Below are 24205 nucleotides of genomic sequence, written 5' to 3'. Positions count from 1 at the left end.
TTAAACTTTTTAAAAGGGGAAATGAGAATGGACGAAATGTTGAAGTTAAAAAGAGCTACGTATCACTTATGGACTTTTACAATTAGTAAGTTGGTTTCGAATTTTGGGGCACAAGTGTATGCATTTGCAATTAGTTTTTATATTTTGCAGCAAACTGGATCTGCTTCAAGTTTTGCACTTAATCTAATTTGCAGTATTTTACCGAGAACTTTGGCAGCACCGTTCGCAGGATATGCTGTAGATAGGTATTCGAGAAAAATGATCGTCATTGTTGCGCAGATTGCAACGTCCTTAGCAATAGGAGGCTTACTGATTGTTAGTTTAGCGGCAGATTTATCATTAGTAGCGATTTATACTACAACGGTCATTTTATCGTTAACATCTTTATTTTCAGGAGTTGCTTTTACTTCTTCTATTACGGGGTTAGTAGATGAAGCGAGAATTCAAAGAGCAATGTCATTGAACCAAATATCCATCTCATTTGCGGCAATCGGAAGTCCAGCAGTTGGAGGACTTTTATACGGTGCGGTATCAATGCCTGTATTTCTTGTTATGTATTTGGTAGCATCAATTATTGCTGTGATTTTGGAATCCACGATGAATTTTAATTTATTTGCTAAACGAAAAGAAGTAGTAGAAGGGGAAGAAAAAGAACCAATGCTTCAAAGTATGAAAGCTGGTTTTACTTATTTGATGAAACAGCCAATATTAAAAGTCGTGATTGTCATTTCCCTTTTTATCAATTTTCTATTCGGTGCATTTCAAGTAGGATATTCGTTTATATTAATTGAAAAATTAAAAATGGATCCACAGCATTTTGGATTTACAGAAGGTGCATTCGCAATAGGAATGTTGTTAATGTCTATTTACTTCTCTGCACGTAAAGAATTGAAGTATCCTTTCTTTGTTTCTAAATGGAGTATCGTTGTGCTAGGAATTTTGATGGGAGCAGTTGCTTTGCCGTTGGTAGTTAGTATGTCAGGCGTCGTGACTACAGGCTTCTATATCTTACTTATGTTCGTTTTTGGAGCCTCTCTTATTATTACAAATACACCATTGCAAGTCGAGATGCAAAAAATGATAGAAGATGACTATAAAGGTCGTGTATTTTCAATTATGGAAACTTTTGCAATGGCACTTATGCCTTTAGGGATGGTATTGTTTGGTTTTCTTTATGATGTTTTACCTGCAGAAGGCATTCTCATGGTGTCTGGCTTGTTATTAATCGTAGTTGTCTTAGTACTTTTGAGACCATCTGTTATTCATGTGGCGCATCCTGAGTTAAAGAAAAAAAGAGTAGAGGCATCTGTGGCAGTTTCGACAAATGAATAAAATAAAAGGCCAAAGAGAATATTTTATCTCCTTGGCCTTTTCTTATGATTGAATGTCTTTCAGTGACTTCGGCGATTTACGGAATGCGAAGATCAATCCAATGGAAAGAACTGCAAGCACACTAGATAATACATAAATATTATCTGGCTGCTTCGTGAACAACCATGCATATAATAATGGACCAATAATGCGCCCTAAATTATCCATTGAATAAGCCATACCTGCCGCTGTGCCATAACGTCCGCCTGATTCTTTCGAAGTAAGAGAAACGATTGTTGTTCTAGCAAGTGCATTACCGGCTGTAAACACACATAGTGACAACCCAGCCCAGAAAATACTACTCGTGAACACAGTCATGAATAAACCAACAGCAGTGGCAATTTGTGCGTATAATAGCCATGTTGTTTCCGTACCATTTTTAATCCTTCTTACGACACCGCCTTGAATTGCCGCGTCGACAAACCCACTAAACATGAATAGATAGCCTATTTGCAACGGTGTAATATTCACTTTTTCTATTTGAAATAGCTGGAATGTTGCTTCTAAACCAGCAAGTAAAAATGTCACCATAAATGAAAACAGGAACAAATATTTGATGCGATACGACCAAAGACTTGCCGCACCTTTTGGTAAAAGTGCTCGTTTATTCGCTTCACCTGAACGTTCTGGTTCTTTTAAAATAATTGCAGCATAAACGAAAATTGCGAGTAATAATACAGCTGAAACGGTGAATGGAAGTGATAAGCTAACATGCCCAAGTACACCACCGATTGCAGGTCCGAAAATAAAACCTAACCCAATCGACATTCCCAAGAATCCCATATACTTATTGCGATTTTCTTCATCTGATAAATCAGCTGCAAATCCAGTTACTGCAGCATAAAGTGCACCAGAGAATACCCCACCAACTACTCGAGATAAATAGAGCATGAATAGTGAATCGAAAAATAAAGAAAACAGCCAAAAGCTTAAACTAAATCCAACTAACCCAACTAAAATAAGTGTTTTTCGACCAGTACGATCGGACAGCATACCCCAAAGTGGAGCCGTGAAAAACGATGCAAGTGCGTAAATGGTCAATAATCCACCAACATGAATTTCATTGTAATTCTGTTCCAAAATAACTTCTGGTAAAACAGGAATTATTATCCCGAAACCGAGATAAACTAGAAACTGAATGGACATTAATATAAAAATAGTCTTTTTCATATATAAACCTGCTTTCTGCAAATCTTCTACTCTCTATATTACACGTTTCATTTCAGTTTGACACGCTTGAATCGAGGGATATGTATGAAAGAAAAAAATCAAATACGCAGAAGCACATTTGATTTTTTACCCATTTGTATGTTTAATAATGCCTTGGTTCGGATATGCTTTCTAAAGCGTTAGAAACTTCTTGCACATGCGGAAAGGGGAATGCCAAATCTGCTAATGAAACAAAACCAACAAGCTTACCTTGTTCAATTACGGGAAGTCTACGTACTTGATTTCTTGCCATGACAATGGAAGCTTCTGCTGTTGAGTCATCTGGTGAAACAGAAATAATGGACTTTGTCATAACATCTTCTACTTTACTTTTCACGTTTTTGGCAACAGATCTCGTAACGATATCACGATCCGTTATCATGCCGACAAGCTTTTTTTCAGAAATGACAGGTAAGCACCCTATATCAAGTGTTCGCATTTGATCGGCAACTTCACTCACATAATCCTGCGGATGACATGTCGCAACGTCTTTACTCATTACATCCTTTACATTCAATGAACTCGCTCCTTTTTTAGCTTTCGAATATATGTAGCTTGGTTTACAAAAGAGCATAATATGTAATGAAAATGAAAAATTCAAGCGAATTAAAAAGTGATATGATAAGGAAAAAATAAATTAATTTGAATTTAAGAAACTTTTTTAAAAATAGAACGTAATAAATAAGGGAAGGACGAGGTGGAAAGAATGGCAAAGGAAGTAGATTTAAAGAAAATTGTGAGTAATCTTGCAAAGCTAGGTGTTACTGTTACAATGACAAAATCGCGACTTGACATGCTTAAAGCGCTAGCACCACCGCCAGCACAAAGTCCTCACGTGCAAAACTAAAAAAAGGTGACTCGGAAAATTCGTATAACGAACTTCTGGGTCACCCTTTTTTTCACTTATAAGAAAGTATAAACTTTCACACTTAGTAATTGTCTAGCTTCAGCGCCTAGCCCTTTGGGGTCAAATGTGAAAAGGTGCTCCTGCGTTTACTCGTCGCAGAAAGACCTTGCTCCTGCGTTTACTCGTCGCAATAAACATAGCTGTGGTGGCTGAGGAGCTGCCTCCTCGCTTTTTCCCATTTGCCTTTCGGGGCAGAGATAGGCGCTTACGCATTTATTATTAATCCTCTTCTTTTTTAGCGAACATATACGTTTTATGGTGGAATTTCATACTAAATACTAAACCGATGGCAAGCATATTGCCCATGAGTGAACTTCCTCCATAGCTTATAAATGGTAGAGGAATACCTGTAATAGGAAGTAATTGAATCGTCATTCCAATATTTTCAAACACATGGAATGTAATCATGGCAATAATTCCAGCACATACATACGTGCTATATGCATCTTTTAACTGAAGTGTTATTTTCGTTAAATGATAAATAAGTAAGAAGAAAAGACTAACGACAATACTTGTTCCAAAAAAACCATATTCTTCCCCAATAACTGCAAAGATAAAATCTGTATGATTTTCAGGAACATACACTACTCGAGCTCCATAGCCCTTGCCAAAAATCTCTCCAGAACCAATTGCATTTAACGAAGAGATTAAATGCATTCCTTCATTGGATGCATAAGAATACGGGTCGAGCCAAGAGTAGATTCGAGCGAATTGGTAAGGCAATAAACCAAACTTTTCCTGTAAAAAATCTTGCATATAAAGTGCCATCCATAGAAGTAAAGCTCCGATGGATACAATACCTAAAAAAAGTGGGAGAATAATTTTCCATGTGATCCCGGCAACAATGACTAATGCAGCTGTAATGGCCAAAAATACTAACGCAGTTCCAAGGTCGGGCTGCTCTAGTATGAAAAATAATGGTACAAGTAATGTAACACCAATTTTTACGAGTAAAATAAAATCAGTTTTCAATGACTTCATCGGATTCTTTTCATGATGCTTCGTGATTAATCTAGCAAGTCCCAAAATGAAAAAGGTTTTCATGAATTCTGCAGGTTGAATACTTCCTATTCCCGGTAAATGAAACCAACTTTTTGCGTTATTTCTTTTTTCTACTAAATCCAATGATTCCGGAAGAATAAAGAGGAGTAACAGTAAAAATATACCTGTTCCATAAATAAACCAAGACATTTTTTTATATTGCTCTGGCTCAAAAAACATCGTGATCGAAATAATAACTGCACCAACTATATACCAAAAAAGTTGCTTTGGAACGAAGTTAATATGTGCGTACTGACCAGTGGTTTGCGCAGAAGAAATCGCAAGCAAGCTAATAATCAAAAATAATAATATAATAAAAGCAAGTGTCCAATCAAAGCGATCGGCAAAGCCTTTTTTGTTTTCCATAAGCATCACCCATATTTCTTTCTAATTTCATTTTTTCATTATACTCTAAACGATTGATTTTTGCAGTGCAGTTATAAGTGACGATAGTAGAAATATAGATGTTTCATTGGAAAAATTATGCTATTATAATAGACAGGATAAAGGAGTGAATTTAGTGGCAAAGAAAGAGAAAGAAATCGAAGAATATTTAACGCATTTATATGTACATGTAAATGAAGTAGAGCATTTTGCATTATTTAGTGGACTATCTGTTCAACAATTTATTAGGTATTTCTCGGACATGCCAGCTCTTTTGTTACTTAAGCATCAATATGAAGACTCCTCTTTTAATATGCACACTCAGTTAGAGTTTATTGTGCAAGAGCAGTACACTCATTTTTTGAAAGACTACTCGGAAAGACCGACGGCAATTTGCCTGATGGATTTTACGGATGAACGCAAACTAAATATGCTGTCGCCACAAGAGCAGGCGGAGCTATTATATATAGCACATAAAAAAGAAACATTCCGTTCTCCATTTTTTTATCATCTACAAAATAGGTTTGTTTATTTAACAGATGAAGGGGAAAGGATTACCAAAGTGTATTTTCGAGATATCGAAGATTTAAATAGTTTGTTGGCTAGTATATTCAATCAACAAATAAGTGAAAAAACCAAATCAACAACATTTTGGAGAAAAAAGAATAACGTCATTTTACCTGAAATATCTGCGGATAAAGTAGAAACGTATATTGATTATTACGAAGACGGTGTGCTCATGTCTTTATTTAAAATGAACAAAATAAATTACGGCATTGAAATTAGAAGCTTACCTGAAAACATATTTCCGGATGAAGTATTAGATGATTTAAAGCTACATTTAGAAAAAGAACCAGATTTATTAATTGAAATTTAATAAAATATCGAACGCTTTTGCATTGTTTCAGTGCAAAGGCGTTTATTATTTGTGCTAAAATAGTTGGTTGAACAATAAAGGCGATTCCAAACGAAATAGCATATGCTATATTTACCGGGGAACATGATAAATTATTCATTTAATTGTGCTGTCCGTGATAAACTATTACTATCCAAAACGTGGAGGTTATATATTAATGAAAATCAAATTAGGTTTATTATATGGTGGGAAATCAGCAGAACATGAAGTGTCTTTATTGACTGCAAGGGCAGTATCACGAGCGATAGATTTTAATAAATATGAAGTATATCCAATTTTCATCACGAAAAAAGGGGAATGGCGAAAAGGAAATGCTTTAATCGGTGCGGCTGAATCAGTAGAGATGCTTCAGTTTGGAGAAGGTGTGAACAAGCCGAATAATATTACGAGTTTTTTACCAGCAGAAACAGCAAATGCGGCTATTGTAGAGAAAAAAGTAGATACGAACTTGGATGTTATTTTCCCTTTACTTCATGGACCAAATGGAGAAGATGGAACGGTTCAAGGTTTATTGGAAGTATTGAATTTACCTTACGTTGGAAATGGTGTACTTGCATCCGCAGCTGGGATGGATAAAGTCGTGATGAAGCAATTATTTGCTCAAGCGGGATTATCTCAAGTTCCTTATGTACATTTCATTCGCAATGAGTGGAAAAATAACCAAGCAGAACTTCTTCAGCGAATGGAAAAAAGCTTGAAATGGCCTTTATTTGTGAAGCCTGCGAACTTAGGTTCAAGTGTTGGAATAACGAAAGCTGGAAATAGAGATGAGCTATTAAAGGCAATAGAATTTGCTTTTAAATATGACAGAAAAATTATTGTGGAGCAAGGGATTGTTGCTCGTGAGATAGAAATGAGTGTTCTTGGTAATGACAATCCTAGATGCTCGGTTGTAGGTGAAGTTTTACCAACAAAAGATTTCTATGATTACGATGCGAAATATAAAGACGGTACAACGAATTATGCAATTCCGGCAGAAGTTTCGGATGAGTTATATAAGAAGATAGAAGATGCGGCGATTCGTGCATTTAAAGTATTGGATTGTTCAGGGCTTGTTCGTGCAGACTTCTTCATTACAGAAGAGGAAGAAGTTGTGATCAATGAAGTAAATACAATGCCTGGTTTCACGCCGATTAGTATGTATCCAAAACTGTGGATCGAATCGGGATTGTCTTATTCTAGCTTGATAGAAGAATTAATCGACCTTGCAATTGAGCGCTTTGAAGAAAAACAACAGCTTGATCACTCAAAGGATGGAGAGTGAGTAAGTTGAAGAAAAGATTTTCTGAAATTGCAAATTGGTTAGGTTACGAAGGATCTTATGAAAAAGATCCTCTCGTAACAGGTGTTTCTATTAATACAAAAACATTGCAAGCTGGCGATTTATTTATCCCGTTTCGCGGAGAACATGTAAATGGGCATCGTTTTGTGCAGGACGCATTTGACAAAGGTGCTGCTGCATCTCTTTGGTTAAAGGATGAACCGAATCCTCCGCAAAATGTTCCTTTATTGTTTGTAGAAAATGCTGAAAAAGCACTTCAACAAATGGCGGAAGCATATCGAGCGCAGTTGAATGCTGTATTTATCGGAATTACTGGCTCAAACGGAAAGACGTCTACAAAGGATTTAGTAGCTGGTATGCTTGCTCCTTATTTCCTTGTGAAAAAAACGGAAGGAAATTTTAATAATGAATTAGGACTTCCTTTAACGATTCTTTCATTAGAAGAAGATACAGAGTTTGCAGTATTGGAAATGGGGATGAGCTCGTTCGGCGAAATTGAGTTTCTATCGAACCTTGCAAAACCAACTTATGTAGTCATTACGAATATTGGGGAAGCACATTTGCAAGATCTTGGCTCACGAGAAGGAATTGCAAAAGCGAAGTTTGAAATAATTTCAGGGCTAAGTGAGCAAGGGAGATTATTTTATGATGGCGATGAGCCATTATTAATTCCTTTCGTGCAAGGAGCACCCACTATTATGTCAAAATCGTTTGGTGTAGGTGAACAGAATAATTTGCGCATCGTCCAAGTTGATTTTACAGAGCGAGGCAGTGCTTTTCGTGTAAGTGGTGAGCTAAATGAAGAAATGACGATTCCTGTACTTGGCGAGCATCAAGTGAAAAACACATTGGCGGCTTTATTGATCGGAAAAGAAGTAGGGCTAACCACTGAGCAAATGCGAGATGCTTTGAAGCGAATTGTATTAACAGATATGCGGATGCAAGTAATTGAAGCAACAAACGGAGCTATATTCATTAATGATGCGTATAATGCTGCGCCAACCTCGATGCGAGCAGCTATTTCCTTTTTGGAAAAGTCGTCGATTAAGCCGAAAAAGTGGTTAGTGCTTGGCGATATGCTAGAACTTGGGGCGAATGAAAAGCAGTACCATGAAGAAATAAGCGCATATATTTCAAGTGATGTATTTACAGGTGTTTGTTTATTTGGACCGAAAATGAAATGGCTTTATGAAAAACTTGTCGGTCAATTTAAGGATGAACATATCATTTGGTTAGAAAATGATTATGACGCGCTTATTTCCTTTTTAGGCAAACAAATAGATGAACAAACAATTGTTTTAGTAAAAGGTTCACGAGGTATTGCGTTAGAAAAAGTGATAGAACCATTTCAAAAATAATGATGGGAAAGGGGGAGGGACAATATGAAAACTGGCGTCCTTTTTATTCACGGATTTACTGGTGGGGCATATGAGGTACAACCACTTGTTGATTTTTTACAAGTGAATACAGATTGGAAAATGGTTGTCCCTATACTTCCTGGCCATGGAGAAGTGCTAGAGTTAAAAAAGTTATCGGCTGAGAATTGGATGATGGGAGCGGAATTAGCACTTAGACAGCTTCAAAAAGAAGTGGATCGCGTGTTTGTCATTGGATTTTCAATGGGTGGCGTCATTGCTTTATATTTAGCAAATCGTTATAAAATAGACAAGCTTATTTTATTGAGCGCTGCGGCAAAGTATGTTCACCCTGCTCAGCTAATTCAGGATATTCGTGATGTAGCGAAAGATGCAATATCCGGAAAACTAGAGGATAGTAAGTTGTACAAGTTATATTCAAAAAAGTTCAAAGATACACCAATACTGGCCACATTAGAGTTTATGCGTTTGGTGCGGATGGTCGAGCCTTATTATGGCAACATTAAAATACCGGTTTGTCTAGTTCAAGGGAAAAAAGATGGAATAGTACCATATACAACCGCGCAGTTTTTGTTCGATCAGATAGGTTCGGAACAAAAAGAACTTATCTATTCAGACACTGGAAAACACCATATTTGCTACTGCGATGACTGTGAGGACTGGTTTAAAAAAGTATTTGAATTTTTAAGTGTTGAATTGAAAACACAAGAAAATATTATCTAATAATTACAACAGTTGCTAATTCATTGCAACTGCTTCTAATGCATGCTAGAATATAGAAAGCAATGGATACATTTTGTGTGAAGGCTCTTCAGCAATTGATGAAGAGTACTTTTTTTTGAACATAACGGTTTGTTGAAATCGTTGGGTATGATGACCCTCTTTAACGAACCGCTCGGCAAAAGACCGGGCTTTCCCTTTATATAAGACCCCTCTGACCTGTAAACCACAGAGAATTTTAAGTAACGGAAACGTTCCTCGTATAGGCTCGAATTTGCCGCAATTTCATCTGAAAATGTAACCATTTGTCAAAACAGAGACAAAAGGAGATTAACAATTTTGACAAATTTTTCAGAATTAAATATTAGTGCTTCAACATTAAAATCTGTACAACGTATGGGGTTTGAAGAAGCAACACCAATCCAAGAAGGTACTATTAAGTTTGCTATGGAAGGCCGCGATATTATCGGTCAAGCACAAACTGGTACTGGTAAAACAGCAGCATTTGGTATTCCAATGATCGAGAAAATTGATCCTAAAAACCCGAATATCCAATCATTAATTATCGCTCCAACACGTGAACTTGCAATCCAAGTTTCAGAAGAGCTTTATAAAATCGGATATGATAAAAAAGTTCGTCTTTTATCTGTATACGGTGGACAAGAAATTGGTCGCCAAATCCGTGCACTTAAAAACAAACCACAAGTAATCGTAGGTACACCTGGTCGTATTTTAGACCATATTAACCGTCGTACACTTAAGCTTGATCACGTAGAAACACTTATTTTGGACGAAGCAGATGAAATGCTTAACATGGGCTTCATCGAAGATATTAACACGATTTTAGAAAGTGTTCCGGATGAACGCCAAACATTATTGTTCTCAGCTACAATGCCAGGACCTATTCGTAAAATTGCTGAAAAGTTCATGAAAGAACCGGAAGTAGTTAAAATCAAATCGAAAGAAATGACTGTTGAAAATATTGAGCAGTTCTACGTAAAAGCAACAGAACGTGAAAAATTCGATGTATTATCACGTATTTTAAACGTTCACCAACCAGAACTTGCAATTATTTTTGGTCGTACAAAACGTCGCGTTGATGAATTATCACATGCTTTAAGCATCCGTGGTTACTTAGCAGAAGGAATCCATGGTGATTTAAGCCAAGCGAAACGTATGTCAGTATTAAAACAATTTAAAGAAAACAAAATTGATATCCTTGTTGCAACTGATGTAGCAGCACGTGGATTAGATATTTCTGGCGTAACGCATGTTTATAACTTTGATATTCCACAAGATCCAGAAAGCTATGTTCACCGTATCGGTCGTACTGGACGAGCAGGGAAAAGTGGAATGGCAATTACTTTCGTAACACCAAGAGAAATGGGTTACTTACGTATTGTAGAAGATACTACGAAAAAACGTATGACTCCACTTCTTCCACCAAGTTCTGATGAAGCATTAGTTGGACAACAACGTGTAGCTATTGAAACTTTATCTGAAATTGTTGGGAAAAATGATTTAGGCGATTACCGTGTATTAGCAACGGAAATGCTTGAAAAATTCGAAGCAGTAGATGTAATTGCTGCAGCTTTAAAATCAATGACTAAAGAACCAGACGATACTCCTGTATCTATCTCTGAAGAACGTCCACTTCCTGCTCGTAGAGAACGTAGCGGCGGCGGCGGTGGCGGTCGTAGTGGTGGTTACAAAGGTAATCGCAGCGGCGGTGGTGGAGGCGGACGTAGCTCTTCATCAGGTGGTCGTGGATACGAACGCAGTGGCTCACGTCGCAGCAGTGGACCACGTGATGGTTCTACACAACGCAGCGGCGGTAGTAGCAGCAACAACAGTGGCGGAAGCAGCAGAACTCGCTCTCCACGTCGTGAAAGCTAATTAAATAATCATTAAAAAGGGTGACTCGAATTCGAGTCACCCTTTTTTTAGAGAAAGTATATAAAAATGTACCATGAACACTGGATTTAGGGTACATATAGAGAGTAAGAAAGTTATAGGAATGGATGGAGTGGATTCCATTACCAGCGGACGCGTTCCGCGGGCACGGCTTCAATCTCCTCGTCGCTGCAAAGATGCTCCTGCGGTTACTCGTCGCAGAAAACATCGCTGTTCCCACTGGAGTCGCCGCTTTTTACTACATCCATACTATTTATGGAGATTTAAACATGTTCTTTCTACTTAACCATTTTCATGAAAGAGGAAGAAAAAAATTTATCTGCACTTCTAGTTAGAAATAGACCGACAATTTTCGTGCGAAGTAAATTTGTCATCAACTTCTCCATTTTTGTCCAAATGTAGAAGTGTCGCTTTCTAAAAACTTACAAAGAGTCGCCAAAATTGTATCTTTGGCGACCTTCATACTAGATAGAATGTCACTTGCTTCTTCTATTGCCAAAAGTATTTAACAACTTGGCACTAAAGTTTCTAACGAGCGGAAGGCGAACAATTGCCATACGATGACCAACAAGCTTTAAAAATTTCACGGATACATCGTATAACCAAATGTGAAGCCTAGAGTGAGACAGAAACTATTTCACTAAGATGCTGTGTACTTAAAGGACTGGGCATCGTTTTGGCCGATTCTTCCTAAGCTTTGGGGCGAATAAATTTAAAAATTGAAACATTTTGTCGTCAATTTCGTATACAATTACTAGAGAAGAGGTGCATATGATGAGAACAGAACCAATTAATCGGTTATCTGAAAAAGGGCTTCGAGTTTGGAGAATTTACGGAGTTTTGCAAGCATTTATTGTTTTGCTCATTAGTATAGGTGCCGGTGTGATTAACTACTTCACTGGCAATTATATGTGGATATACATAGTAGCAGCAGGAGTTTTTGTACTTATAGCATTTTTGCTGATTTATTTATTCCCTAAAGTACGTTGGACTCGCTGGCGATATGAAGTACGAGAGCAAGAAATTGAATTACAACACGGTTTATTTGTCGTGAAACGCACGCTAGTACCAATGGTTCGTGTACAGCATGTAGACACGGAGCAAGGGCCAATCCTAAGAAAATATGACTTGGCGTCCATTACAATTTCTACAGCTGCAACAAGTCATACGATTCCAGCTCTTATTACAGCTGAAGCAGATGAACTCCGAGGGAGAATTTCGGTGCTTGCAAGGGTGGCGGAAGATGATGTCTAATGAAAAATATAAACTGCATCCAATAACTGCTATTATCAACTTTGTTAAAGTATTAAAAGAGTTAATACTTCCTTTTATTGTGATTATAGTTGCGAATGGATTTGGGAAAAGTGGTGGAGATGGCAGTTGGTATTCTTATATATCCTACGCTATTTACGCAGTTGTTTTAATCTCCCTGCTAATAAGTGGAATTATTAAGTGGAAACGCTTTAGATATTGGTTTGAGGGAGAAGAATTACGCATTGAGTATGGGCTTTTTGTTAAGAAAAAACGATATATACCTTTTGAGCGTATTCAAAGCTTGAACTATACAGAAGGTATTTTTCATAGACCATTTGGACTTGTAAAAGTGAAGGTGGAAACTGCTGGAGGCGGTCCGACGAAAGAAGCGGATGCCGAACTAACAGCCATTACAAAAAATGCTGCCGAACAAATAAAAAAAGAAATGATGCATGCAAAAAATAAGCAATCTGTGCATGTAGATGAAGTTATTTTAGAAGTAGAAGAGCAAAAAGACGAAACGCTATCTATTTTTCGCATGTCGATGAAAGACTTGCTTATATTAGCTAGTACATCAGGCGGAGTTGGGGTATTCTTTTCGGGTATCGCTGTTTTCGCTTCACAGTTCTCAGAGTTTATTCCTTATGAAGCAATCTACAGTGAATTAGTTATATTTATCCGATTTGGTGTGCTAATGATTGCACTTGCTATATTTGCTTTGTTATTAGTTGCATGGCTAGTTTCTGTCGTACTTACGCTAATCAACTACTATGCATTTACTATTATTATCGAAGACGAAGAAATTATTATGACTAGAGGGTTATTGGAGAAAAAGAAAATAACACTTCCTCTGTCTAGAGTTCAAGGGATACGAATTGTTGAAAATCCACTTCGCCAACTTTTTGGTTACGCAACAGTTATTGTAGATAGTGCAGGGGGTTCGCTTGCAGAGAAGGATGAATCAATTCGTTTGCTTCCTCTTATAAAAAAATCAAAAATCAATCCAATACTGGAGCAAATTTTTACGGAGTTGCCACTTGAACCGAATTTCACTAGAGTACCAAAAAGATCGAGAAAATTTTTCTATCGCTTAGATTTTATTTGGATAATTCCAGTGGCTGCAGCAGTATGTTATTTTTTCTATCCATATGGACTATTTGCGCTACTGCTATTCCCGCTTACATTTTTACTTGGCGTATGGCAACATAAAACGGCGGGATATGCCATTGAAAATCAGCGATTAATTGCACAATATAGAACCTTTAGTAAAGTGACAGTTTGGGTGGAGAAAAGACGAATTCAATCGATGACAAAGCATACAACGTATTTCCAAAAAAAATCGGATGTATCGTCGATTCAATTAACGATTAAATCAGGTGTAGGAGGAGCAACTACAACTGTTCCTAGCATAGAAAAAGAAGATGCAGATCAGATTTTAAGTTGGTATGAACCATTGAAGAAAAGCACTATAGAAAAAGAACAGCCATCATTTTAAATGGCTGTTCTTTCTTTTTTTCCATGCAGCAATACGTTTAGGATGAAAATAACTTAATCCGACTATAAAACCTGTTATTAATCCCGAGATATGGGCTGTCGCATTGATATTCGATTGTACGAATGTCATAATAACACCAATAACAATCAGTGGTACGATGACTTGCTTTAACTGTGGCATAATATGTTTCGTGTAATAAACTAAAGCACCAAAAGCTCCAAGTATACCGAAAATTGCTCCACTCGCACCTACATGCATATAGTTCCACTCATGAAGGAAATAAGAAGCAATAGTTCCAACTAGACCAGATAACATATACACTGTTAAAAAGCGTGCTTTACCTGCGATATGCTCCAGCTCAGGTCCGAATAAATACAAAGAAAACATATTAAATAACAAATGGATTACACTAGCGTGTAAAAACATAGGAGTAACTAATCTCCAATATTCCCCTTCGCTTATGAGCAAATTGAATCCGATTCCTTTATTGAAAAGTGGTTCTCCAATGATTGGAAGGCTCGTGACGATGAAAATAAGAATATTCAACGCCAATAAAGTTGAAACAACAGGGTAAGATTTAATGTATTGTTTAAAGTTCTCTCTTCTTATAAACATATGGTCACCTCAGATTTTCTACTAATAGTATAGCCTGTATACGCAACAAATGGAAAGGAGAAACATTCATGATAACTGGAATTGGATTAGATATTACAGAATTGAAAAGAATTCAATCGATTACAGCTAAAACGAAAAAATTTGCGGAACGAGTATTAACACAAAAAGAATTAGAGCAGATGAAAGATTTATCCTCACAAAGACAAATAGAATTTTTAGCAGGAAGATTTGCGGCAAAAGAGGCTTTTTCGAAAGCAAAAGGAACTGGTATTGGAAAAGAATGTAGCTTTCAAGATATTGAAATTCTACGTGAACCTAGCGGCAAACCAAGCCTTTTCTTCAAAGGAGAGGAAGTAAATGGGTTTGTATCGATTACACATTCAAAAGAATATGCAGCTGCTCAAGTAATTCTGCAATCATAACTGTTAGTCCAACTACATACAATGAACGAACGCAGTGATAATAGAAAGGATGGACTGATTGAAAAGCCGACTGGCTAAAATGTTATTTGCATTAACGATGATCCTGTTACTTTCTGCATGTGGGGCTCAATCGAAAGAAGACGTATTAAAGAAAATGAGCAGTAAATGGAATGATGCAAAAGGGTATGAATTGACTGCGGAGATGAGTATACTGACTGGTCAAGAACCAAGAAAGTATGCAGTAGAAGTGTGGCATACAAAACCAGATTTTTACCGAGTGAAAGTTTCGGATTCCAATGCAGAAAATACACAAATGATTGTGCGTAATACAGAAGGTGTTTTCGTTGTAACACCTGCTCTCAACAAAACGTATAAATTCCAAAGTAAATGGCCAAACGAAAATAGCCAAGCCTATTTAATAGGTTCATTGGCTCAAGACATTAAAAAAGATAAAGGCTCTACATTTAAAGAAGAAGGAAACAAATATGTATTTGAAACAAAAACGAGTAATAATCATAAAAACATGCTGCCAACGCAACGAATTTATATCGATAAGAAAACGCTACTTCCGACATCCGTTTCTATTTTGAATGAAAACAAAGAAGAGCAAATCAATATTAAATTTAAACAAGTGTCACTTGGTAAAACGCGTGCAGCTGCCGAATACAAAATTGAGCAAACTCCTACAGGAAATAATACTGGAGAATCAGTGGAAGCGTCTGCTGAAATAGAAATCCCTGAATTCCAAACGTATTACCCTGTTCTTAAAGAAAATGTACACATCATCGATGAAAAAGTATTAGAAGTAGATGGACAAAAACGTGTTGTATTAACAGCAAGTGGAGATCAGCAGTTTACGATTATTCAACAACTAAGCAATGACGGCGACTCATCGACTATACCGGTATTTGCACCTGGTGATCCTGTAGACCTTGGTTTTGCAATTGCAGCAATAACAGATCAATCGATTTCATGGGAACAAAATGGTATGTCTTTCTTCATTGCTTCTACGACTTTAAGTAAAGATGAAATGATTGAAGTTGCAGCATCAATGACTGGTACCGAATTGAAATAAAAATTGACTTGAGAATCCCATTAAGCGGATAATAAATTTAAATTGATTTTAAAAAAGAGGGAAGCAAAATGTCGCAAGAATATTATAGACCAACATTCATTCATATAAACTTACAAGCAATTCAAGCAAATATTCAGCGGCTAAAGAAAACCTTGCCAACTCATACGAATATAATGGCGATAATAAAAGCAAATGCTTATGGGCACGGTGATATTGAAGTAGCATATGCAGCGCTAGCAGCAGGTGCTACAATGCTTGCTGTTGCAACACCAGAAGAAGCACTTCGTATAAGAGAGGCAGGAATTACAGCTGAACTCCTCATACTCGGAGCAGCTCCAGCTTCTTTTTTACAAGCAGCTTCTACACATAATATTACACTTACAGCGTATTCACTCGAATGGCTTCAAACACTTAAACCGACTGCTCATCCGGTTAAAGTCCATATAAAAATGGATAGTGGAATGGGTAGAATCGGATTTGCGCAAGAAGATGAATTAAAAGAAGCGATTTCTTTTATCCAACAAAATGACTGGCTCCAAATTACTGGTGCTTTTACTCACTTTGCAACGGCAGACGAAGAGTCAGATGTTTACTTTCAAAAGCAAGTGAATAAGTTCTGGCGCTTACTTTCTTTATTGCCAGAAAAACCGGCAATTGTACACACTGCAAGTAGCGCGGCAACGCTCCATTTTCCTACTCAGCATTTGGATGCGGTTCGTTTTGGAATTTCGATGTATGGAGTAGCCCCTTCTCTCTGGATGGAAGAAAATTTGCCATTTCCTTTTGAAAAAGCTCTTTCGTTACATACGGAAGTAACGCATGTGAAAAAAGTAGAAAAAGGCACTTCTATTGGCTATGGAACAATGTACACTGCTGAAAAAGACGAATGGATTGCCACCCTTCCGATTGGTTATGCAGATGGTTTACTGCGTAAATTGCATAACCAATTTGTTTTAATAAGAGGAGAACGACTGCCGATTGTCGGTAAAATTTGCATGGATCAATGCATGGTTCGATTAAAGGAACAAGTTCCAATTGGGGAAGAAGTAGTATTAATAGGGAAACAACATTCAGAAGAAATTCGAATCGAAGAATGGGCAGATGCATTAGAAACAATACCTTATGAAGTTTGTTGCACATTATCTAGTAGAATCCCAAGAATATACAGTAAATAAATATTCGGCAAAGCAGTCCTAAATGCACATTTTGTCTAAACGTTGCTTATTATGTCTTTTAATTCACCTCCCGCAATGGTAAGATGAACGTATAGTGTCAGATAGGGAAATGTTTTGTCGGAGGTGTTTGCTGTGGTAATAGAGAAAAATAAAAAGGAAGCTATTTTAGAACTTCCTAAGCAAATGGTTAATGAAGGAGTACAAACAGTTAAACAAACGTTAACTGGTAGTGAAAATTTCGTTAGTGCACAGGCAAATGAATATTTAAAGAAAGGCCAATCAAATCTTATAAGAGAAGCAATGATAAAAGGTTATGTTGAAATGTCTCATATAAACTTATCTATTTGTACAGAATGTTTACATGCGGAATATGAAGCACAACATACGACGGAGCGACTCGTAAGCGGAGGATGAAAATTTGATCGTAAAACGTGGTGACGTTTTTTTTGCAGATTTATCGCCAGTCATCGGGTCCGAGCAAGGTGGAACAAGACCCGTTCTGGTGATTCAAAATGATATCGGTAATCGATTTAGTCCTACTGTAATTATTGCAGCAATTACTGCGCAAATTCAAAAAGCGAAACTTCCAACACATGTGGAAATTAACGCAAAAAAATATGAATTCGAACGAGATTCTGTTATATTGCTGGAGCAGTTACGAACGATAGATAAATCGAGGCTAACGGATAAAATCACACATCTCGATGTAGATGTGATGGAACAAGTAGATCATGCTTTAGCAATAAGTTTAGGAATTGTAAAATTTTAATACATAGCTAAGAACACAATGTGTAACCGACAAATACACATTGTGTTTTTTATTGTTTAAAAAAGAGTTTTTTACTAATTAATAGTTTAACTTCGGAGCTTAGCTATTTAGTTTAAATGAAAAAGGTGAAAAATAATTCATTATTCAGTACAATGAAGTTATTAGTTTATAACAAGAATTGGAGGACTGATCAATTATGAACACGAGGTCTTCTGTTGAAATTATAAAGGAGCAGGACATTGTTGCTGCAAGAAAACTTGGGAGGAATAAAGCGAAAGAGCTAGGTTTTGGGACTGTTGACCAAGCGAGAATAACAACAGCGATTAGTGAACTTGCACGTAATATTTACTTGTATGCAGGAAAAGGAAATATACAGATACAGCAAATTACAGAAGGCGATCTTAAAGGGCTACTTATTATTGCATCAGACGAAGGAGAAGGTATTTTAGATGTTCGCAAAGTGCTAGATGATGGTTATACGACATCTGGAGGACTTGGGGCTGGGCTACCTGGAGTAAAGCGTTTAATGGACGACTTCAAAATCGACACTGTAATTGGAGAAGGTACTAAGATTAGTGCTACAAAATGGCTTAGATAGGTGGTGATAAAAAGATGCCTCAAGAGTTCAAAAGGCAGTATAAAGAAATATTAGAGCAATACACATTAAGACAGACAGAACAAAATTTATATAAAGGGCAAAATTTTAGTAAACAGCTTATTCAAAAAAATATTTCACCGGAAGAAGTAATTAGCATACATAAAGCCTCTTTGGAAGAACTAATTCCTACTTTACCAAAGGATGCCCTTCATTCTTTTGATTTTTTAATAGAAGTGATGATTCGATATGGGCTGGCATTGGAGGAGCATAAGGCGTTAATTCAAATACAAGAAAATTTTAAAATGGAAATGGAACTTGCTGCAAATGTTCAAAAAACGTTATTAAAAACAAAAATCCCTAATTTGGATGGTTTAGATATTGGAATGATTTCTGTTCCGGCGAAAGAAATGAATGGGGACTATGCTTACTTTTTAAGCGACGAGACAAGCATTGGAATTGCTGTTGCTGATGTTATTGGTAAAGGAATTCCTGCAGCACTTTGTATGTCTATGATTAAATACGGTATGGACAGTTTAAATGGGGCAAAAACAGATCCAATCACTGTACTGGATGTTATTAATCGGATTGTAGAAAAAAGTGTTACTGATTCTATGTTTATATCTATGTTCTATGGTAGGTATGACACGCTTCGAAGTGAATTTACACATGCATCGGCTGGACATGAGCCTCCTCTTTTTTATTGTGCGAAGCAGAAAAAATTTACAGAGCTTCAAGCGAAGGGGTTATTGCTTGGAGTTATTCCGAACGTTAAGTACGAGCAACATTCGATTGTTTTAGAAGAAGGCGATTTCATCGTTATGATGACAGATGGAGTGACAGAATGTCGTTCGAATGATGGTTTTATCGAACAAAAGAAAGTTATGGAGATTATAGAGAGAGTAAAAAAAGAAACGGCACAGGAAATGGTAGAACATGTATTTCACGAGTTGGAAATACTACAAGATTTTGAGTTGCGTGATGATTTCACGTTAGTCATTTTGAAAAAAGAAGGATGAATCATGTTTAGTATTGGTTATCACGTGGTATAAAGTACTATGTAGCGAAGATAGGGGGATGCTTGTATGAACATTTCAGTTGAATTATTCGAAAAAAATATGAACGTAAAAGGTATTATTAAAGGGGAGATTGATGCTTTTACAGCACCAGTTCTAAGAGAGAATTTATTGGATATTTCTTTAAAAGAAAATATATTGATTGAACTAGATTTAACGGATGTATCCTATATGGATAGTACGGGATTGGGTGTATTTGTAGGAATTTATAAAAGTGTAAACGCTTTAAATGGCCAATTAAAATTAACTGGTCTTTCCTCTCGTTTGAAACGATTGTTTGATATTACTGGTTTGGTTGAGATTATGGATATTCAAACACGTGAAGAGGTGATGATAGATGAAACCGTTTGATTATGTGGAGATTCGTGTGCCTGCCAAGACGCAATATGTCAGTGTAGCCCGCTTAACGATTTCAGGATTAGCGAATCGAGTTGGTTTTACATATGACGATATTGAAGATTTGAAACTTGCAGCGAGTGAAGCAATTACAAATGCCGTTCAACATGCGTATTCTGCCGATGAAGATGGAGAAGTAGTAATAGGATGCGCTTTGTATAAAGAGAAGATGGAAATTATGGTAACAGATCATGGGAAAAGCTTTAATTTTGAAGAGACAAAAGCTAAAATTGGACCTTATCATAATCTTGAAGAAGCATCTATTCTGCGAGAAGGCGGACTCGGAATATATTTAATCGAGACGTTAATGGATGAAGTGAAAATTCACCACGAGGAAGGTGTTACAGTATTTATGACGAAGCATGTCGGAATAAAGCAGGTGGATCAAAATGTCGAACACCTCACTTCCTAACGATCCATCCAAAGAGCAAGTTTTAGGATGGATTGAAGAATATCAAGAAACAGAAAATGAAGAAGCACAAACTAAGCTAGTTATACACTATACAAAATTGGTTGAATCTATTGCATGGAAGTATTCAAATGGTAAGTCGTATCATGAAGATATGGTACAAGTAGGTATGTTAGGTCTGCTTGGGGCGATTAGAAGATACGATTCATCAATTGGAAAAAAATTTGAAGCATTTGCTATTCCGACTATCATGGGAGAAATTAAACGTTTTTTACGAGATCAAACATGGGCAGTGCATGTTCCTAGAAGAGTAAAAGAGTTAGGACCTCGTATAAGAGCTGCTGTAGAAGTATTAACAATTGAGCTTCAACGATCTCCTTTAGTTGCTGAAATTGCAGATTATCTAATGGAAGAAGTAGAGAATGTACTAGAGGCGATGGAAATGGGGCAGAGCTATCAGACTCAATCAATGGATCAAGTGTTAGGTTCGGAATCTGGAGATAGTACTACTACATTATTCGATATTATTGGAGAAGTAGCTAGCGAATTTGAAGAAACGGATCAGCGTTTAGTTGTAGAGAGTGCATTAAATGTTCTAAATGAACGTGAAAAAGAAATAATACAGCTTACATACATGGGGAGGCTAGCCCAAAAAGAAGTGGGAGAAAGAGTAGGCATTTCTCAAGTGCATGTTTCTAGAATACAAAGGAAAGCGATAAAAAAATTGCAAGAAGCCATATTAGCTTTAGATAAATCAGAAGTTTGAAGGGAAGCTAAGAGCCAAATGATAATGCTATATATATCACAGAAAGGTTACCCTAGTAGAATAGGGGAACCTTTTTTGTGTTAAAATATAGTTTATATGGAAAGGGTGTGTTTGTTTTGGAATTTAAAAAAATGCTACAGCTCGTTGCTAATGAAACAGGCGTGAAAACAACGCAAGCTGAACAAGTGATCAAACTTTTAGAAGAAGGAAATACAGTTCCTTTTATAGCCCGATATAGGAAAGAACAAACGGGATCATTAGACGAAGTCCAAATAAAGGCCGTCGAAGATCGCTACAACTACATACAGCAACTAGAACAACGAAAAGAAGAAGTACTTCGCTTAATAGATGAGCAAGGAAAATTGACAGAAGAACTAACCGTTGCGATTAACAATGCAACTGTATTACAACGTATTGAGGATTTATATCGACCGTATAAACAAAAGAGAAGAACGAAAGCAACAATTGCGAAAGAAAAAGGTTTAGAGCCATTGGCAAGTATCCTTTTAACTTTCCCAAAAGAATCCGTTCAACAGTTTGCAACAGAATATTTAAATGAAGAATTAGAAGTACTTACTATAGAGGAAGCATTGCAAGGTGCGAGAGACATTCTTGCGGAGCAGTTTGCTGATGACGCGCAGATTAGAGAGCAAATAAGAAAACTTTCTCACGCGGACGGAATGGTAGTAACCTCTGTTAAAAAAACAGAACTAGATGAGAAAAATATTTTTGAAATGTACTACGCATACGAAGAACTAGTAAAGAAGATAGTCCCTCATCGCATACTCGCTATAAATAGAGGAGAAAAAGAAGATGTATTAAAAGTGAGTATCCAAGTTCCAACTGACAAAGCAACGAATGTCATGAAAAACCAATGGATACCAACAGCTACATCTAGTGATGCTGTTGGAGAAGTAGAACTTGCAATCGAAGACTCGTATAAACGCTTAATACAGCCATCTATTGAGCGAGAAATTCGAACAGAACTGACAGAAAAAGCAGAAGTACAAGCTATTCATATTTTCTCAGAAAACTTGCGAAGCCTTTTATTGCAACAGCCTTTAAAAGGAAAAGTAATTCTTGGTGTCGATCCAGCCTATAGAACAGGTTGTAAATTAGCAGTAGTAGATGATACAGGAAAGCTAATGGAAGTTTCGGCTATTTATCCGCATGCTCCAAAAATGGATGTGGAAGGATCGAAAAAGAAGGTTCTTTCATATTTAAAAAAGTACCCGATAACATTAATCGCTATAGGGAACGGTACAGCCTCGAGAGAAACAGAACAATTTATCGTAGACTGCTTAAAGGAAGTTGACGGAGACGTAGCTTACGTTATTGTCAATGAAGCCGGTGCGAGTGTGTATTCAGCATCAGAAACTGCTAGAAATGAGTTTCCTGATTTACAAGTGGAGCAGCGAAGTGCAGTTTCCATTGCAAGAAGACTGCAAGATCCCCTAGCTGAGTTAGTAAAAATAGATCCAAAAGCAGTAGGTGTAGGTCAGTATCAACATGACGTATCTCAAAAGAAATTATCAGAGTCGCTTTCATTTATAGTAGAAACTGCAGTTAACCAAGTTGGAGTGAACGTAAACACGGCATCTGCCTCTCTTTTACAATATGTTTCAGGCTTATCGAAAACAGTTGCTGAAAATGTAGTAAACTTACGAAACGAGCAAGGAAAATTTACATCTAGAGCCCAATTGAAAAAAATTCCGCGTCTAGGTGCTAAAACGTATGAGCAAGCAATTGGTTTCTTGCGAGTACCTGATGCTAAAAATTCGTTTGATGCTACAGGAATTCATCCTGAAAGCTATAAAGCAGCAGAACAAATTTTAGAAATAGCGGGGCTAAAAAAATCACAAATCGGTTCTAAGGATGCTGAACAAGCACTTAAGAACATTGATATTATAGAAGTAAGTAAGGAATTAGAAATTGGTGAAATTACATTGAAAGATATAGTGGATACATTGATCAAGCCTGCTCGTGATCCGCGCGAAGCATTTCCACAGCCAATTTTGAAAAAAGACGTTTTGAAAATGGAAGATTTATTAAAAGGAATGGAACTCCAAGGAACAGTTCGGAATGTAGTAGACTTTGGAGCTTTCGTAGACATTGGAGTTAAGCAAGATGGACTAGTCCATATTTCTAAACTAAAAAAAGGGTTCGTCAAGCATCCGCTTGAAGTAGTGGCACTAGGTGACATCGTAACCGTGTGGGTCGAACAGCACGATACAAATAAAGGAAGAATTTCTTTAACGATGCTTCCTCCAGAACAACAAGAGTAGAAAATGAGTAAAGTCTGGTGAATTGTTTTTATTCGCCAGACAAGCTCTTTTATTATAGGAGAGAGTGGAATGACAGATAATCAGCTTCATGAACTAGTATGTAATGTATCAAAAGAGGTATTTGGGAAAGACTTTCAACATCAAGCATATTTTAATAATCGTCTTCGAACTACAGGGGGGAGATATATGTTGCGAACGCATTATATAGAAGTAAACCCTTTAGTTTTTGAAAAACATGGATTAATCGAATTGGTTGGAGTTATTAAACATGAGCTTTGTCATTATCATTTACATATAGAAGGAAAGGGTTATAAACATAGAGATGCGGATTTTAGGGAGCTGTTGAATAAAACAGATTCTCCAAGATTCTGCTCGACACTAGTTGAACCTCAAAGACGACAAAACGCTAAAGTCTATACATATAGATGCACTAAATGCTCACTGTTATATAATCGGAAAATTAGATTAAATACGAACAAATACAGGTGTGGCAAGTGTTACGGAGACTTGAATTTAGTTTCTTACAAGAAAACTAAACAAATTCTAAAAAAGTAGTTGACGTTTTAGGAAAGGCTCTTTATAATAATAAAAGTCGAGTGATACAAGTTACGACAAATTATTCCGAAGTAGCTCAGTGGTAGAGCAATCGACTGTTAATCGATTGGTCGTAGGTTCGAGTCCTACCTTCGGAGCCATTCATGGCCCCTTGGTCAAGCGGTTAAGACACCGCCCTTTCACGGCGGTAACACGGGT

General features: G+C 36.9%; 25 protein-coding genes and 1 tRNA gene. 22 read left to right on the top strand and 4 right to left on the bottom strand.

What is annotated here, in order from left to right; all coding sequences use genetic code 11:
• Positions 1–27: 27 nt before the first annotated feature.
• Complete coding sequence (locus RUH95_RS05810; RefSeq protein ID WP_313891894.1) at positions 28–1332, top strand: MFS transporter; 1305 nt, start codon at positions 28–30, stop codon at positions 1330–1332.
• Positions 1333–1374: 42 nt separating this feature from the next.
• Here the strand turns inward: RUH95_RS05810 and RUH95_RS05805 are convergent, their stop codons facing one another.
• A complete protein-coding gene (locus RUH95_RS05805; RefSeq protein ID WP_313891893.1) occupies positions 1375–2541 on the bottom strand; it encodes an MFS transporter in 1167 nt (388 codons plus the stop codon).
• A 142-nt stretch (positions 2542–2683) separates the two neighbouring features.
• The gene (locus tag RUH95_RS05800) at positions 2684–3097 is read right to left on the bottom strand and encodes a CBS domain-containing protein (protein WP_313891892.1); all 414 of its coding nucleotides are present in this window, start codon (positions 3095–3097) and stop codon (positions 2684–2686) included.
• 189 nt (positions 3098–3286) lie between these two features.
• On the opposite strand from RUH95_RS05800, the gene RUH95_RS05795 reads away from it, so the two are divergent.
• Positions 3287–3427 (top strand): Lmo0850 family protein, encoded by a 141-nt coding sequence (locus tag RUH95_RS05795; RefSeq protein WP_313891891.1) that lies wholly within the window; start codon positions 3287–3289, stop codon positions 3425–3427.
• A 279-nt stretch (positions 3428–3706) separates the two neighbouring features.
• Here the strand turns inward: RUH95_RS05795 and RUH95_RS05790 are convergent, their stop codons facing one another.
• Positions 3707–4894 (bottom strand): FtsW/RodA/SpoVE family cell cycle protein, encoded by a 1188-nt coding sequence (locus tag RUH95_RS05790; protein ID WP_313891890.1) that lies wholly within the window; start codon positions 4892–4894, stop codon positions 3707–3709.
• Positions 4895–5048: 154 nt separating this feature from the next.
• Here RUH95_RS05790 and RUH95_RS05785 point away from each other — a divergent pair, with 154 nt between their 5' ends.
• The 7 genes from RUH95_RS05785 to RUH95_RS05755 all read left to right on the top strand — a co-directional run bounded on the left by RUH95_RS05785 (position 5049) and on the right by RUH95_RS05755 (position 13869).
• Complete coding sequence (locus RUH95_RS05785; protein ID WP_313891889.1) at positions 5049–5789, top strand: hypothetical protein; 741 nt, start codon at positions 5049–5051, stop codon at positions 5787–5789.
• A gap of 196 nt (positions 5790–5985) precedes the next feature.
• Positions 5986–7092, top strand: coding sequence for a D-alanine--D-alanine ligase (locus tag RUH95_RS05780; RefSeq protein ID WP_313891888.1), 1107 nt, complete (start codon positions 5986–5988; stop codon positions 7090–7092).
• Between the two features lie 5 nt (positions 7093–7097).
• Positions 7098–8468, top strand: coding sequence for a UDP-N-acetylmuramoyl-tripeptide--D-alanyl-D-alanine ligase (locus tag RUH95_RS05775; protein WP_313891887.1), 1371 nt, complete (start codon positions 7098–7100; stop codon positions 8466–8468).
• A 24-nt stretch (positions 8469–8492) separates the two neighbouring features.
• Positions 8493–9209 carry an alpha/beta hydrolase gene (locus tag RUH95_RS05770; RefSeq protein ID WP_313891886.1) on the top strand — a complete coding sequence of 239 codons (717 nt, stop codon included), beginning with the start codon at positions 8493–8495 and terminating at the stop codon, positions 9207–9209.
• Between the two features lie 336 nt (positions 9210–9545).
• Positions 9546–11102: a degradosome RNA helicase CshA gene (gene cshA / locus RUH95_RS05765; protein WP_313891885.1), complete on the top strand. Its 1557-nt coding sequence runs from the start codon at positions 9546–9548 to the stop codon at positions 11100–11102.
• A 792-nt stretch (positions 11103–11894) separates the two neighbouring features.
• The gene (locus RUH95_RS05760; protein WP_313892199.1) at positions 11895–12374 is read left to right on the top strand and encodes a PH domain-containing protein; all 480 of its coding nucleotides are present in this window, start codon (positions 11895–11897) and stop codon (positions 12372–12374) included.
• Positions 12364–13869, top strand: coding sequence for a PH domain-containing protein (locus RUH95_RS05755; RefSeq protein ID WP_313891884.1), 1506 nt, complete (start codon positions 12364–12366; stop codon positions 13867–13869). The genes RUH95_RS05760 and RUH95_RS05755 overlap by 11 nt, the downstream gene beginning before the upstream one ends.
• Here the strand turns inward: RUH95_RS05755 and RUH95_RS05750 are convergent.
• On the bottom strand, positions 13861–14484 hold the full coding sequence (locus RUH95_RS05750) for a rhomboid family intramembrane serine protease (protein WP_313891883.1): 624 nt from the start codon (positions 14482–14484) through the stop codon (positions 13861–13863). The two genes, RUH95_RS05755 and RUH95_RS05750, sit on opposite strands and share 9 nt — an antisense overlap.
• A 68-nt stretch (positions 14485–14552) precedes the next feature.
• Here RUH95_RS05750 and acpS point away from each other — a divergent pair, with 68 nt between their 5' ends.
• The 13 genes from acpS (at position 14553) to RUH95_RS05685 (ending at position 24147) form a co-directional block, all read left to right on the top strand.
• The gene (gene acpS / locus RUH95_RS05745) at positions 14553–14906 is read left to right on the top strand and encodes a holo-ACP synthase (protein WP_313891882.1); all 354 of its coding nucleotides are present in this window, start codon (positions 14553–14555) and stop codon (positions 14904–14906) included.
• Between the two features lie 58 nt (positions 14907–14964).
• Entirely contained in the window at positions 14965–15981 is a 1017-nt protein-coding gene (locus tag RUH95_RS05740; protein ID WP_313891881.1) for a LolA family protein, read from the top strand.
• Between the two features lie 68 nt (positions 15982–16049).
• Positions 16050–17156: an alanine racemase gene (alr, locus tag RUH95_RS05735; RefSeq protein WP_313891880.1), complete on the top strand. Its 1107-nt coding sequence runs from the start codon at positions 16050–16052 to the stop codon at positions 17154–17156.
• Positions 17157–17288: 132 nt separating this feature from the next.
• Positions 17289–17570 carry a transcriptional regulator gene (locus RUH95_RS05730; RefSeq protein WP_313891879.1) on the top strand — a complete coding sequence of 94 codons (282 nt, stop codon included), beginning with the start codon at positions 17289–17291 and terminating at the stop codon, positions 17568–17570.
• 4 nt (positions 17571–17574) lie between these two features.
• On the top strand, positions 17575–17925 hold the full coding sequence (locus RUH95_RS05725) for a type II toxin-antitoxin system PemK/MazF family toxin (RefSeq protein WP_313891878.1): 351 nt from the start codon (positions 17575–17577) through the stop codon (positions 17923–17925).
• Between the two features lie 196 nt (positions 17926–18121).
• Positions 18122–18523 carry an anti-sigma regulatory factor gene (locus RUH95_RS05720; RefSeq protein ID WP_313891877.1) on the top strand — a complete coding sequence of 134 codons (402 nt, stop codon included), beginning with the start codon at positions 18122–18124 and terminating at the stop codon, positions 18521–18523.
• Between the two features lie 14 nt (positions 18524–18537).
• The gene (locus tag RUH95_RS05715) at positions 18538–19539 is read left to right on the top strand and encodes a PP2C family protein-serine/threonine phosphatase (protein ID WP_313891876.1); all 1002 of its coding nucleotides are present in this window, start codon (positions 18538–18540) and stop codon (positions 19537–19539) included.
• A gap of 66 nt (positions 19540–19605) precedes the next feature.
• Entirely contained in the window at positions 19606–19947 is a 342-nt protein-coding gene (locus RUH95_RS05710; RefSeq protein ID WP_313891875.1) for an anti-sigma factor antagonist, read from the top strand.
• A complete protein-coding gene (gene rsbW, locus RUH95_RS05705) occupies positions 19934–20404 on the top strand; it encodes an anti-sigma B factor RsbW (RefSeq protein ID WP_313891874.1) in 471 nt (156 codons plus the stop codon). Before RUH95_RS05710 ends, rsbW begins: the two co-directional genes overlap by 14 nt.
• A complete protein-coding gene (gene sigB / locus RUH95_RS05700; protein WP_313891873.1) occupies positions 20382–21167 on the top strand; it encodes an RNA polymerase sigma factor SigB in 786 nt (261 codons plus the stop codon). The genes rsbW and sigB overlap by 23 nt, the downstream gene beginning before the upstream one ends.
• 116 nt (positions 21168–21283) lie before the next feature.
• On the top strand, positions 21284–23452 hold the full coding sequence (locus tag RUH95_RS05695; protein ID WP_313891872.1) for a Tex family protein: 2169 nt from the start codon (positions 21284–21286) through the stop codon (positions 23450–23452).
• A 69-nt stretch (positions 23453–23521) separates the two neighbouring features.
• Positions 23522–24007, top strand: a complete 486-nt coding sequence (locus RUH95_RS05690; RefSeq protein ID WP_313891871.1) for a SprT family protein — start codon at positions 23522–23524, stop codon at positions 24005–24007.
• A 65-nt stretch (positions 24008–24072) separates the two neighbouring features.
• Positions 24073–24147 (top strand) — tRNA-Asn (locus RUH95_RS05685).
• The last annotated feature ends 58 nt before the right edge of the window (positions 24148–24205 follow it).

Source organism: Psychrobacillus sp. (genome assembly GCF_032154225.1).
GTDB lineage: Bacteria > Bacillota > Bacilli > Bacillales_A > Planococcaceae > Psychrobacillus.
This window is presented reverse-complemented; position numbering and strand designations above follow the sequence as displayed.

Excerpts from the sequence above, each read along its gene's own strand:
- RUH95_RS05755 (WP_313891884.1), top strand. The coding sequence starts at position 12,364 with ATGATGTCTAATGAAAAATATAAACTGCATCCAATAACTGCTATTATC.
- RUH95_RS05690 (WP_313891871.1), top strand. The coding sequence starts at position 23,522 with ATGACAGATAATCAGCTTCATGAACTAGTATGTAATGTATCAAAAGAG.
- alr (WP_313891880.1), top strand. The coding sequence starts at position 16,050 with ATGTCGCAAGAATATTATAGACCAACATTCATTCATATAAACTTACAA.
- RUH95_RS05770 (WP_313891886.1), top strand. The coding sequence starts at position 8,493 with ATGAAAACTGGCGTCCTTTTTATTCACGGATTTACTGGTGGGGCATAT.
- RUH95_RS05750 (WP_313891883.1), bottom strand. The coding sequence starts at position 14,484 with ATGTTTATAAGAAGAGAGAACTTTAAACAATACATTAAATCTTACCCT.
- RUH95_RS05795 (WP_313891891.1), top strand. The coding sequence starts at position 3,287 with ATGGCAAAGGAAGTAGATTTAAAGAAAATTGTGAGTAATCTTGCAAAG.
- rsbW (WP_313891874.1), top strand. The coding sequence starts at position 19,934 with ATGAAACCGTTTGATTATGTGGAGATTCGTGTGCCTGCCAAGACGCAA.
- RUH95_RS05720 (WP_313891877.1), top strand. The coding sequence starts at position 18,122 with ATGAACACGAGGTCTTCTGTTGAAATTATAAAGGAGCAGGACATTGTT.
- RUH95_RS05715 (WP_313891876.1), top strand. The coding sequence starts at position 18,538 with ATGCCTCAAGAGTTCAAAAGGCAGTATAAAGAAATATTAGAGCAATAC.
- RUH95_RS05760 (WP_313892199.1), top strand. The coding sequence starts at position 11,895 with ATGAGAACAGAACCAATTAATCGGTTATCTGAAAAAGGGCTTCGAGTT.
- RUH95_RS05790 (WP_313891890.1), bottom strand. The coding sequence starts at position 4,894 with ATGGAAAACAAAAAAGGCTTTGCCGATCGCTTTGATTGGACACTTGCT.
- RUH95_RS05805 (WP_313891893.1), bottom strand. The coding sequence starts at position 2,541 with ATGAAAAAGACTATTTTTATATTAATGTCCATTCAGTTTCTAGTTTAT.
- sigB (WP_313891873.1), top strand. The coding sequence starts at position 20,382 with ATGTCGAACACCTCACTTCCTAACGATCCATCCAAAGAGCAAGTTTTA.
- RUH95_RS05780 (WP_313891888.1), top strand. The coding sequence starts at position 5,986 with ATGAAAATCAAATTAGGTTTATTATATGGTGGGAAATCAGCAGAACAT.
- RUH95_RS05710 (WP_313891875.1), top strand. The coding sequence starts at position 19,606 with ATGAACATTTCAGTTGAATTATTCGAAAAAAATATGAACGTAAAAGGT.
- acpS (WP_313891882.1), top strand. The coding sequence starts at position 14,553 with ATGATAACTGGAATTGGATTAGATATTACAGAATTGAAAAGAATTCAA.
- RUH95_RS05810 (WP_313891894.1), top strand. The coding sequence starts at position 28 with ATGGACGAAATGTTGAAGTTAAAAAGAGCTACGTATCACTTATGGACT.